Here is an 11,373-nt window from a genome sequence, read left to right as displayed (position 1 = left end):
CTCCTCGGGCGCGTCCTCGGGCGACACCGTGGGGTGCATCATCGCGGCTTCTTCCGCGTGGCTCCACGCGGTGGTGGAGAGCACCGCGACGCAGTCGTCGTAGTGGGTCAGCAGGTGGTGGCCCAGCGGCGTCCGGTGCAGCCGCCCAGCCTCCCGCAACACCCGCGCCGGGGTATACGGATCGGCCCTGCCGTCCGGGCCGAACAAGTGGGCAATGGCGGTCTGCACCGTGGAATCCTGTTCCGCCACAGCCGTGGTCGCGTGCGACGAGTCCATGTCGAGTAGTCCCTTCTCCGCGCACCGGGCGGCAGCACCTGTCCCGGATCGCGGCTTACGTTCGAAATGCGGATGAGGGCTGTTCGCTCAGGGCAGCCGCGTGGCTGCGGTGGGTACGAGATCGGTGGACGTCGCCGCCCCGGATGCGAGTACGGCCCGCGGTTCGGTGTCACTCGCCTTGCCGCGCAGCAGCTCTCGTGCGGCGAGCTGCGGCCGCAGCAGTGCGGCAGGCGGTTCGACGAGATTGGCCACCCGCAGGAACGTGCGCGCGACCACGGGATCCACCTGCGCCGCGCGTTGTACCCGCGACACGTAGGCGTTGGCGAGCCGAGTTCGTGGACTGCGCGGGCCGACCACACCGGGGTGCCCGAGATCCGCTCCGGACGCGAGCTGCCAGGCCACGTCCACCACACCCGCGGCGGCGGCGTAGAACCGGCCGGGCAGGTCCGCGGAAACCGCACCCGCCCCGAGGCATTCGCGCAGCGCCAGGGCCTGCTGCGCGGCCACGGCCATACCTTGGGCGTAGAGCGGATTGAAGCTGCACAGCGCATCGCCCAGCACCAAGAACCCCTGCGGGGCTCGGTTCAGCCGCTCGAACCGCCGCCGCATCGGTGACCGGAACCGGTGCGGTACCGCGTCGTCGAGCGGCTCCGCGCCGGTGACCAGCTCGTGAATATCCGGTGCCGCGACCGTCGCGGCGAAGGCCGCGAAGCCCGCGGGATCGGTCGGCGGATGGTCGCCCAGCATCCCGGCCAACGTCACGTGCCAGCGATCGCCCTCGACCCGGATCGCCCCGCCGCCGCGGCCGTTCGATCCGGTCGAGATGATCACCGACGAGTGATCGTCCAATTGCCCGGGCGTGCGCCGGAACATCCGTGAGGCGTAGCCGAGGTCGACCTCGAGCCGGTCCTGCGCCGGTGCTTCCGCACCGATGGCGTTGAGCCACATCGGCGCTCGGGAACCGCGTCCGGTCGCGTCGACCACCAGATCCGCGTCCTGCGCCTGCGCGCCGTACGCGCCGGCCACCGAGACCGCGCGCACCCGGTGCGCGTCGCCGATCAGTCCGCGCGCCGTCCCCTCGCTCAACCGGACACCGGGTGCGGCCAGCGTCCGTTGCCGCAACACCGATTCCAGCAGCGGCCGGGTCGCCATCACCGAGGTCAGTCCGGTCGAGGTCGGCACGACCCGGCCACCACCGACGTACCAGCGGGTTCCGACGAGCGCCTCGGCGGTGCTCGCGCCCCGCGCCGCCATCTCGCTGGTGAATCCGGGATACAGCTGCTCGATGATCGTCCGCCCGCGATCCAGCAGCCCGTGCAGATGCCGGGCCTGCGGTACCCCACGCCGCGGCGCACCGTCCGCGTCGCCGTCCCGCTCGATGATCGTGACCTGCTCGAAATGCTCGGAAAGCACCCGCGCGGCGAGCAATCCGGCGATTCCGGCGCCCAGTACGACGGCGTGCCCGCGCGCGTTCACAGCATCACCGGTAGCGCACGGATCCCCCGGTGGATCAGGCTCGGCTGGTACTCGATCGAATCGGCGGCCAATGCGAGTCTCGGTGCCTCGCTCAGCAATCGGCCGATCGCCTGCTCCGCTTCGATCCGGGCCAGCGGCGCGCCGACGCAGTAGTGGATGCCCAGGCTGAAGCCGAGATGCTTACGCGCGGGCCGGTTTCCGGCATAGCGAGTGACGTCGAAGACATCCGCGTCCGGATAGACCCGGTCGTCCCGGCTGGCCGACGCGGTGAGCACCACGACGCCGTCGCCGCGCCGGAATTCGTGCTCGCCCACCGTCGTATCCGCCAGCGCGACCCGGATGGTGAACTGGGTCGGCGCGTCGTAGCGCAGCATCTCCTCCAGCGCGGGGCCGATCAGTGCGGGGTTGTCTCGAAGCAGCGCAAGCTGTTGCGGGTTGCGCAGCAGCGCGAGCATGCCGTTGCCGATCAGGTTGATCGAGGTCTCCATGCCCGCGACCAAGGTCAGCAGCGAGATGCCGATCACCTCGGACTCGGTGATCAGACCCGCACCCGCGGCGGACATCAAGGCGCTCAGCAGATCCGGCGTCGGGTGCGTCTTCTTCTGCTGCGCCAACCTGCCGAAGTAGCCCATGCACTCGATCGCCGCCGCCCCGCGCGCCACGACGTCGGCCGCGCCCAACAGCGAATCCGGGTCGCTGCCCCGCGCGATCGCCAACTGCCACTGCCGAAACAGCGCACCGTCGCCAGGATCGGCGCCGAGCAGCCGCACCGGGACCATCGCCACCGCCAGCGGCACGGCCAGTCCGTTCAGCACGTCCAGTTCGCCCCGACGCAGCGCCGCCGCGACCAGATCCGCCACGACCTGCCCGGCCAGGGGCACCATCTCGGCCATCATGCGCGGCGTGAACGCCTTGGCCACCAGTTTGCGGTAACGGCCGTGCTCGGGCGGGTCCATCCGCACGAACGAGCCGGGGATCGCGGCGGTGGTGTCGCGGAACGGGCTGATGCCCGCGGCGTAACCGTGCCCCCAGTCGCTGCCGGTCAGGATCGCCGCGCACTCTTCATATCTGGTGACGAGGGTGACCGGGACATCACCGAAGGCGTAGGGGAAAAGCGGGGCCGCATCGCGCACCCGGCGATAGGCCGGGTAGGGATCGGCCCGCTCGCTCGGATCGAAGGCGTCGAAGGTGATGTCGGCGGGAACGGCTGTGCTCATCATTGCTCCTGTTTCCGTGCGCGCGAGGTCATCGGCCGTCCAGCCGGACCCGGAGTCGCGACATGCCGCGGACGACCACGTTCGGCCGGTACGGCGGTTCCTCGAGCAGAGTCATCGCATCGACCCGGGCAGCGATCGCGCGCAGCACCGCCTGCATCTCGAGCCGCGCCAGTGGCGCGCCGAGGCAGTAGTGCAGCCCGAGCCCGAAGGACAAGTGCCGCTCCGCTTTCCGACCACGGGCGTAGCGGGCGATATCGAACCGGTCCGCGTCGGGAAAGGCCCGCGGGTCGCGGTTGGCGGAGGCGAGCAGCACGATCACCGCGTCGCCCGGCGCGAACGTGCGCCCGGAGACGGTGATCACCTCGTGCGCGGTCCGGGTGGTCAGGTGCACCGGTGCGTCGTAGCGCAGCACCTCGTCCACGGCGGGCTCGCACAGCTCGGGACAGCTGCGCAGCCGCTCGAATTCGCCGGGGTTGCGGATGAGCGCCAGGACACCGTTGCCGATCAGATTCACCGTCGTCTCGTGCCCGGCGACCACGAGAATCAGTAGCGTGCCCAGCAATTCGTTCGACGTGAGCTGCGCGCCCGCGTCGTCGGCCTGCACCAGCGCGGTGATCAGATCGTCGCGCGGGTCCCTGCGCCGCCGCGCCACCAGTTCACCGAAGAAGTCGAGGAACGCGTAGACGGCGGCGGTCCGGGCGGCCAATTCGTCCGGCGACAGCAGCACATCCGGGTCGAGACCGCGGGCAATGGCCGTGGAGATCTCCCGCACGTGCTCGTGCGCGTCGGCGGGCACGCCGAGCATTTCACACACCATGGTCAGCGGCAGCGGATACGCCAGCGCGTCCAGCAGGTCCACCTCGCGCGCGGCGAGCATCTCGTCCATCCGGTCCGCCACGAGTCGTTCGGCGCGCTCGCGCATGCCGCCGATGGTGCGCGCGGTGAACGCCTTGCTCACCAGTCCGCGCAGCCGGGTGTGGTCCGGCGGCTCCATCCACAGAAACGAGCCGGGCAGTTCGACGTCGCTGTCGCCGTGCAGCAGCTTCGGCTCCTCGGCGTGACTCCAGCGCGGATCCTGCATGATCGTCTGTGCTTCGTGGTGACCCGTCACCAGGTGCATGTCGTGCGGTCCCGGCACGAACGGTCCGGCACCGCGCAGCACCGCGTAACTGCCGTACGGGTCGTGACGCATATGCGGTGCGACGCTCTCGATCACCGCCAGTTGAACCGGGGTCAATTCCTCGACCGCCGAATGCTCGGAACTCACCGGTAACTCCTGAATTGTCGAAAAGTAGGCGCGTCATCGCAATAGCGGTGCGTAATGAATCGTCGTGGTCACCGACACTTCCGCGCTGCGGCGATCATCCGTTCCTATCGCGCCATAGTGGAAATCCTTTATCGCGCACCGCGATTGGTTGATCGACCCTGTTTATCGCACACGGCAATTCACAGTCAGTTCAAGGCACCGTCACAATTCGCTGTTGTCGTGGCAGCCATGAATTCTGCGGAATCGGTCGAAACCCTGCACGGCGCGCTGGCCGAGATCGCGGCCGGACACCCCGGGGTGTCGGCCACGTTCTGGTCGGTATCGGAAACCGTGGACTACGCCGAACTCGACCGGCGCGCCCGGACGGCCGCCGCCGCACTCGTACGGCACGGAATCACCCGCGGCGAGCCGGTGGGCATCCTGTGCCCCAATGCTCCCGAGTTCCTGGTCAGTCTGTTCGGTATCGCGGCAGCGGGCGGCGCGGCCACGCCGCTGCCGCTGCCCGCGGGCGCGCGCCAGATGGACGGCTATCCGCGCAAACTCGCGGCGATCGTCGCGGCGGCGGGCATGCGCACCGTCCTGGTATCGCCTCGATTCGCGGACCTGACGGCACTGCTCGGCACCGCGGTCGACGTCGAATTGCTCGATACCGCAACATTGTTCGCCGCCGACGCGGACGAAGACCGGACGCTGCCCGCCCTCACTCCCGACGATCTCGCGATCGTGCAATTCACCTCCGGCAGCACCGCGGCGCCCAAGGGCGTGCGACTGACCCACCGCAACGTGCTCAGCGGCCTGGCCGCGATCCGCACCGGGATCGCGCTGAGCCTCGACGACCGCGGCGGCTTCTGGCTGCCGCTGTTCCACGACATGGGCCTGTTCGGCACGCTGTCGGCGATCCTGCGCGGCATACCGGCCCATATCTGGTCACCGGTGGCCTTCGTCAAGGATCCCGCGCGCTGGCTGGCCGAATTCGCCGCCAGCGGCACCACGATCACCGCCATGCCGAACTTCGGTTATCAGGCCCTGCTCGCCGCGGTGCCACCGGAACAGGCCGCCGAGTTCGACCTGCGGCACTGGCGGATCGCCTTCAACGGTTCCGAGCCGATCTCACTGGACGTGGTCGCCGCGTTCTGCGCCCGGTTCGCGCCCGCCGGATTCGCGCCGTCCACCATGTTCGGCGTCTACGGCATGGCCGAGGCGACCCTCGCGGTCGCGTTCCCGCCGCTGGGCCGGGCCCCGGTGTTCGACTGGGTGGATCGCGCGGCGCTCTCCGACAACGCACGGGCGCAACAGGTTTCCGCGCGCACGCCCGGCGCGCGTGCCGTGGCGTCCGTGGGTTCGGCCGTGCCCGGCCTGCGATTGCGCATCGTCGACCCGGACGACGACCGCGAACTGCCCGACGGCGTCGTCGGCGAGATCCTCATCCAGGGCGCCTCGGTCACCGACGGCTACCTGACCACCGCGCCCGAATCCGTCGCGGGCCTGCACACCGCGGACGGCTGGCTGCGCACCGGGGACCTCGGATATCTGCGCGGCGGTGAGCTTTTCGTCACCGGCCGGTGCAAGGACATGATCACCGTGCGCGGCGTGAACTACTACGCCCAAGACGTCGAGGCGGCCGTGCACGATCTCGACGGCGTCTACAAGGGCCGCTGCACCGCCGCCATCGATCCGGACGGCACGGACGTGATCGCGCTCATCGCGGAAACCGAGCTCACCGGCCCGGCCGCCGACGCGCTCGGCGAGCGGATCCGGGCTCAGGTCACGGCCCGCCTCGGACTGGCCGCCGTGGACGTGTACCTCGTTGCGCCTCGGACCATTCCGCGTACCAGCAGCGGCAAACTCCAGCGGCTGGCCGCGCGCGGCCTCATCGCTGCGACCCGCTGACACCACTACGACCACCCTCCCGGCACCGACGAACAGGAGTCCCCTGTGCACAGCTATGACGTCTTCCGCCACTACGAGCGCCTGCACTGGAAGCTGGCCGACCTCGAGCTCGACGCGGTCGACCGCACGCTGGTCCGTCCCGAGTACGTGACGCTGGCCAAGAGCGCGACGATGGGCGAGTCCAACGTGATCGCCGCCGTCCACGGCTTCATGAACGAATTCGTCGACGACTACGACTTCTCCACCTTCGCGGTGGTGTGGGGCTACCAGGAAGTGCAGCACCACTACGCCTTCCGGTCCTGGCTCGGCGCGATCGGCGAGAGCGTGGACGAGAAGGCGGTCGACTCGATGCGCGAGCCGTACGCACCGGGCAGCACCCCGTCGGCGACGCTCGCGACCAACATCATCTCCGAGCTCACGGTGAATCACATCTACCGGGCGGTCGCGGCCTGGGTACAAGAGCCGGTGCTGAAAGGTCTGCTGCTCAACGCGAGTCGTGACGAAGCCGGGCACGCGCGCGAGTTCATCCACTACGCCACCGAGCGGCTGGCGCAGCGGCCCGAGGAGCTGCCCTCGGTGCTGGAAACGCTGTATGTCTACAGCTCCGAGGCGAAGATCAAGCATCCGGTGAGCACCTTCAAGGCGGGCATCAGCGAACTCGGCGACCACGAGACCATCGACACCGGTTTCGACCTGTTCCTCGAGCAGGTGGCGGCCGAGGGTGAGCTGGATGTGCTGCACGACAAGGTCCGTCGCACGTTCGCGAACATGACCGGCCTGGACCTGTCCAGCAACGCCAAGGTGCGCCGTGCGCTCGCCGACGTGCTGGGCTGACGCGATGGCTGCCCCGGTTTCGGCACCCAGCCAGGACACCGTAGCGGTGCCGTGGTCGGTCATTCCCGACTATCACTGTTTCGGCTGCTCGCCGCACAACGCCGGCGGTTTGCGGCTGAGCTTCTTCCCGCATCCGGACGGGCTGCAGTCCCGGTTCCGGCTCGGCCGGCGGTTCGAGTCGTATCCCGGTGTGGTGCACGGCGGTTTGACCGGAGTGATCTGCGACGAGGTGATGGGCAACCTGATCGTGCTCGCGCGCAACCAGCCCGCCTTCACCGTCACCCAGCGCACCAGGTTCCTCACACCCCTGTTGATCGACCACGAATACACCTGTGTCGCAACACTTGCCGAGTCCGCACCGGATCGGCCGCTCCAGGCCACGGCCGAGATCCTGGACCGCCACGGCACCGTCTGCGCCACCTCCGCCGCCACCTACCAGCCCTTCGCACTCGACGACGTGCGCCACCAGCTCACCCTCGGCGACGACGAGGTCGCCGTGCTCTGCGCGGCTCTGTCCGCCACGAATACCTTCTCGACGAACGGAGTTCACTCATGACCGCCCCCGCCGACATCCTGACCACCGTCACCGCGATCGCCGCCGCCGAAACCGGTCTCGCCGCACCGGATCTGCGGCCCGACGTCGACCTGCGCGGCATGTCGGGCGTCGATTCCGTGCGGGTGCTGCGCATGGTCGCCAAGATCGAGAAGACCTACGACATCGAGCTCGAGGACCAGGACGTCTTCGGACTGTCCACATTGAACGACGTGGTCACGGTCGTCGAACGGGCGTTGCGCGAGGCCGCGGCGTGACCGCCGTCGAACAGCCGGCCGGGCCCCGGGCCGGCATCGCCGATACCAACCAGCACTACGACTTGGATCCGGATATCTTCGGCCAGTTCCTGGATCCGCTGCGCAAGTACAGCTCCGCGCTCTACACCGCCACGGACGACACCCTGGCACAGGCGCAGCGCACCAAGCTCCACTTCGTCGCGAACCGGCTCGGCTTGCGCGGCGGCGAAGCACTGCTCGACGTCGGCTGCGGCTGGGGCTCGCTGATCCTGTTCATGGCCGAGGAATTCGGTTGCCGCACAATGGGTGTCAGCCCGGCACCGCGTCAGCACGCTTACATCGCGGAACAGGCCGCGGCGCGTGGCGTCGGCGAACTGGTGCAGACCAGGGTCGGCCATTTCGAGCGAATGGACCTGCCGCCCCGCAGCGTCGACGCCGTCACCCTGCTCGGTTCCATCGTGCACATGCCAGATCTCGACGAGGTCTTCCGCCGGGCCCGCGCCGTGCTGCGCCGCGGTGGCACCCTGTACGTTTCGGAGAGCTGCTTCCGAAACGCCGCGGCGCACCGGGCCTTCGACACGAAGGACGGCACCGAGTTCGTCCGGGCGGACATCTTCGGATGGGGTGCGCTGCGGCCGCTGTCGGATCTGGTGACAGCCGCCGAAGACGCGGGCTTCTCGATCGTCGCGGTGGACGACCTCACCGACCACTACCGCCGCACCATCGACGACTGGATCGGCAACGTGGACGCGGCCGCGGCGCGCATCGACGCGCACGGGCCCGGACTGTCCGCGAAACTGCGGCACTACCTGGAGATCGCCAACGCGGGCTGGGGTTACACGACCAAGCACTACGCGCTGACCTGCCGCAACGCCCGCTGACGGGGCAGGAGAGACAGATGGATATCGAGTCCGCACGCATCCCGGTCGACGAGGTCGCGGCGGCGGTCGACGGCTTCCTGGCCGCCTCTCCCGCCGCACGGGCGTGGGATGTGGAGACCGCCTTCGACTGGTCCCGCGCCGACGCCGGCCGGCTCACCGAGGGCCAGCGATCGGCAGTGCAGTTCGTCACCCTGATCGAAGATCACCTGCCCGGCTATTTCGAGGTGTACCACCGCTATTTCCCGGTGGACGACAGCGTCGACCGGGACACCTTCGTGCACAACCGCGAGCTCTATCACTTCACCGTGCGCTGGGCGCTCGAGGAGGACACGCACGCCAGGGCGCTCGCCCGGTACCAGGAGGCGTCCGGCCTCGCCGAACGAGGCGCGCTGCGCACGGAACTGGCGGTCGAGGGCCAGAAGCCGTTCGACCTGCCGTACGAGCACCCGGTGCAGTTCTTCGCCTACGCGCTGGTGCAGGAAAAGGCCACCCAGATGTACTACCAGCACCTGCGGGACGTCGCCGCCGATCCCGTGCTCGCCGCGGTGCTGACGCGGCTGGCCAGGGACGAGGCAAGGCACTTCAGCTTCATGGCCGACGTGGTCGGGCGCTATCTACGGGTGCACGGCGACGCGACGGTGCAGCCGATCCGCGACGTGATCGCCAACTTCCGAATGCCGTTGGCCGACACCATGCGTGGCTACTGGCGCTGGGCGTTGCGGATCGCCGACGTGGCCGCTTACGACCACACCGAAGCCTACGAACATCTGATCAAGGTGATCGACCGCGCGGTGGACGCTCGCACCGATCGGCTGGACGAGCTGGTGCACTTCATCGACGAATGCCGCACCGTGGTCTGAACTTCGGCAGCCAACTGGCCCTGCCCCCGAATGCTCCTGGGGGCAGGGCCATTCGGCAGTTCACCTGTCCGGCTGCAACACCAGCACCGTGGTCGAACCGTGCGCGATCAGCTTGCCGTTCGCGTCGACGATGCGGCCTTCGGCCGTCGCGGTCCGCCTGCCGACGTGCACCGCGTTGGCCACACAGGTGAGCCGGGAGCCGTCCAGCGTGACCGCCCGGATGAAGTTCACCTTCAGCTCCAGCGTCGTATAGGCAACACCATCACCGAGTTTCGTGAACACAGCGCTGCCCATCGCGGTATCCATCAGGGTCGCGATGACCCCGCCGTGCACGGTGAACATCGCGTTGATGGTGGCCGGATTCGGATCGAGGTAATAGCGCGTGTATCCCGCGCCCGCTGCTTCCAAACGAATGCCGAGCGACGCGCCCACGCCCAGGTTCTCCTGTAACCCACGCTCGAAAACCGTGGTCAGCTCGTGGACACGGGACGCGGCCGTCGGGTCGGGCGTACTCGTTTCCGCGCGATGCGTGGCCGCTTCGCCGGCCTGTATATCGGTGCTGGTCATGACCTTTTCCTCCCTGGCGAACGATGCCAGGCCATTCGATCAGCGCCCGGTGAACACCAGCGGGCTTGCCGCCGTTGCATTCTCACCTTCGATCGGCTGATCGAACACAGGCCGCCGGCTACGCGTCCGCGGGCACGCCGAGCACGAGTTTGCCGATCATCCCGGCGATCACCTCGGTCGAGTACGCCATGAGCTGCCCGGCTTCGGCGTCGCGCAGATGTCGCTGGATCGGCGAGGTCTTGAGGTAACCGGACGCGCCGCCCACCCGCACGCCGAGCTGGGCGATCTCGACCGCGACCTTGTTCGCCAGATACTTGGCCCGCGACAGGTTCGGAAAGAACGTGGGCACACTGTTGTCCGCCTCCCACAGCGCACGGTCGTACAGCGCGTGCGCGGCGGCGAGGCGCGTTTCGACGTCGGCGACCTCGTACTGCACCCACTGCTGATGCGACAGCGGCTTGCCGAGGATCTCGCGCGAGCATGCGTGCTCGACCAGCGCCGCCAGTGCCGCGTCGGCGATGCCGAGCGAGATCGCGGGCAGGCCCGCCGGAATGACCGCGAAGTCGCCCGGACCCGGTGCGCGACCGCGATACTCGGCCCGCAGCAGGGTGTGGTCGAACGAGAGCAACTGGCTGCGGGTCGCGCGCAGCCCGAGGGTGTCCCAGATCGGGACGGTCGTCACGGTGTCGTCGGGCACCACCCCGAAGAACGCGGGCACATCGTCGACGCGCGCGTTCACGAGCAGGTATTCGGCGATCTCACAGCCGGAGACAAAGCGTTTCGCGCCGGTGAGCTGCCAGCCCCCGGCCACCGCGACGGCGTCCTGCTGGGGATTGAGGAACCGGTTGCCGCTGGCGGGTTCGGACAGCGCGTTGGCGAATCGCTTGCCCGCGAGGAATTCCTCGGCGAAGAACGGGCCGAGGGTCTCGGCGGTGAATTCCGCCAGCGCGACGCCCGCGCCGGCGTGCATCGTCCAGATCGTCGCGGTCGACGGATCCGCCGCGGCGAGCACCCGGACCAGGTGCCCGAAGGCCGCGTAGCTCAGGCCCAGGCCGCCGACCCGTTCCGGCAGCACGGCACGGTCGAGGTCCGCCTCGTGCAAAGCCGCCAGGTGCCCGACCGCGATCTCCGCGCGTTCGTCGTATTCCGCTGCGACAGTGGCGAATCCCGCCGCCAGTTCGGCGACTCGATCGAGCACCTCGAGCTCGACGTCACGGACCGGGAAGGTGAATTGAGCAGTGGTCACGAAACGCTCCCTGGTCGAAGGTCGGGCGCGCTCGCCACCCGCGCGGCGACCGCCGGGCAAGAGTACGCGC

General features: G+C 69.0%; 11 protein-coding genes and 1 pseudogene. 6 read left to right on the top strand and 6 right to left on the bottom strand.

The genetic code is table 11. The annotated features are described in order from the left end of the window. The 4 genes and pseudogenes from NBRGI_RS11800 to NBRGI_RS11785 all read right to left on the bottom strand — a co-directional run. Positions 1–276: pseudogene (locus tag NBRGI_RS11800) on the bottom strand (cytochrome P450); the annotation flags it as partial. An 87-nt stretch (positions 277–363) separates the two neighbouring features. Next, entirely contained in the window at positions 364–1,752 is a 1,389-nt protein-coding gene (locus tag NBRGI_RS11795; RefSeq protein WP_036558582.1) for an NAD(P)/FAD-dependent oxidoreductase, read from the bottom strand. Beyond that, positions 1,749–2,969, bottom strand: a complete 1,221-nt coding sequence (locus NBRGI_RS11790; RefSeq protein ID WP_029895452.1) for a cytochrome P450 — start codon at positions 2,967–2,969, stop codon at positions 1,749–1,751. The genes NBRGI_RS11795 and NBRGI_RS11790 overlap by 4 nt, the downstream gene beginning before the upstream one ends. Positions 2,970–2,997: 28 nt before the next feature. Further along, entirely contained in the window at positions 2,998–4,236 is a 1,239-nt protein-coding gene (locus NBRGI_RS11785; RefSeq protein ID WP_029895450.1) for a cytochrome P450, read from the bottom strand. Between the two features lie 228 nt (positions 4,237–4,464). Between NBRGI_RS11785 and NBRGI_RS11780 the strand changes: the two genes are divergently transcribed. Genes NBRGI_RS11780 through NBRGI_RS11755 form a run of 6 tightly spaced genes read left to right on the top strand, consistent with a single transcriptional unit; the run spans position 4,465 to position 9,490 of the window. Next, complete coding sequence (locus NBRGI_RS11780; RefSeq protein ID WP_029895448.1) at positions 4,465–6,126, top strand: fatty acyl-AMP ligase; 1,662 nt, start codon at positions 4,465–4,467, stop codon at positions 6,124–6,126. Positions 6,127–6,171: 45 nt separating this feature from the next. Then, complete coding sequence (locus NBRGI_RS11775) at positions 6,172–6,960, top strand: ferritin-like domain-containing protein (RefSeq protein ID WP_029895446.1); 789 nt, start codon at positions 6,172–6,174, stop codon at positions 6,958–6,960. A gap of 4 nt (positions 6,961–6,964) precedes the next feature. Continuing rightward, positions 6,965–7,516: a PaaI family thioesterase gene (locus tag NBRGI_RS11770; protein WP_029895444.1), complete on the top strand. Its 552-nt coding sequence runs from the start codon at positions 6,965–6,967 to the stop codon at positions 7,514–7,516. Continuing rightward, the gene (locus NBRGI_RS11765; RefSeq protein ID WP_029895443.1) at positions 7,513–7,770 is read left to right on the top strand and encodes an acyl carrier protein; all 258 of its coding nucleotides are present in this window, start codon (positions 7,513–7,515) and stop codon (positions 7,768–7,770) included. The genes NBRGI_RS11770 and NBRGI_RS11765 overlap by 4 nt, the downstream gene beginning before the upstream one ends. After that, positions 7,767–8,630, top strand: a complete 864-nt coding sequence (locus NBRGI_RS11760; protein WP_029895441.1) for an SAM-dependent methyltransferase — start codon at positions 7,767–7,769, stop codon at positions 8,628–8,630. The genes NBRGI_RS11765 and NBRGI_RS11760 overlap by 4 nt, the downstream gene beginning before the upstream one ends. A 17-nt stretch (positions 8,631–8,647) precedes the next feature. Next, positions 8,648–9,490: an acyl-ACP desaturase gene (locus NBRGI_RS11755; RefSeq protein WP_029895439.1), complete on the top strand. Its 843-nt coding sequence runs from the start codon at positions 8,648–8,650 to the stop codon at positions 9,488–9,490. A gap of 60 nt (positions 9,491–9,550) precedes the next feature. Here NBRGI_RS11755 and NBRGI_RS11750 read toward each other — a convergent pair whose 3' ends face one another. After that, positions 9,551–10,057 (bottom strand): PaaI family thioesterase, encoded by a 507-nt coding sequence (locus tag NBRGI_RS11750; protein WP_029895437.1) that lies wholly within the window; start codon positions 10,055–10,057, stop codon positions 9,551–9,553. Positions 10,058–10,175: 118 nt separating this feature from the next. Then, positions 10,176–11,303, bottom strand: coding sequence for an acyl-CoA dehydrogenase family protein (locus NBRGI_RS11745; protein WP_051727673.1), 1,128 nt, complete (start codon positions 11,301–11,303; stop codon positions 10,176–10,178). Positions 11,304–11,373: the final 70 nt, after the last annotated feature.

The sequence above is a fragment of the Nocardia brasiliensis IFM 10847 genome (assembly GCF_000710915.1).
In the GTDB taxonomy this organism is placed as follows: domain Bacteria; phylum Actinomycetota; class Actinomycetes; order Mycobacteriales; family Mycobacteriaceae; genus Nocardia; species Nocardia brasiliensis_A.
This window is presented reverse-complemented; position numbering and strand designations above follow the sequence as displayed.

Bases quoted from the DNA above. Each gene is read 5' to 3' on its own strand.
- NBRGI_RS11790 (WP_029895452.1), bottom strand. From the start codon at position 2,969: ATGAGCACAGCCGTTCCCGCCGACATCACCTTCGACGCCTTCGATCCG.
- NBRGI_RS11780 (WP_029895448.1), top strand. From the start codon at position 4,465: ATGAATTCTGCGGAATCGGTCGAAACCCTGCACGGCGCGCTGGCCGAG.
- NBRGI_RS11770 (WP_029895444.1), top strand. From the start codon at position 6,965: ATGGCTGCCCCGGTTTCGGCACCCAGCCAGGACACCGTAGCGGTGCCG.
- NBRGI_RS11765 (WP_029895443.1), top strand. From the start codon at position 7,513: ATGACCGCCCCCGCCGACATCCTGACCACCGTCACCGCGATCGCCGCC.
- NBRGI_RS11755 (WP_029895439.1), top strand. From the start codon at position 8,648: ATGGATATCGAGTCCGCACGCATCCCGGTCGACGAGGTCGCGGCGGCG.
- NBRGI_RS11750 (WP_029895437.1), bottom strand. From the start codon at position 10,057: ATGACCAGCACCGATATACAGGCCGGCGAAGCGGCCACGCATCGCGCG.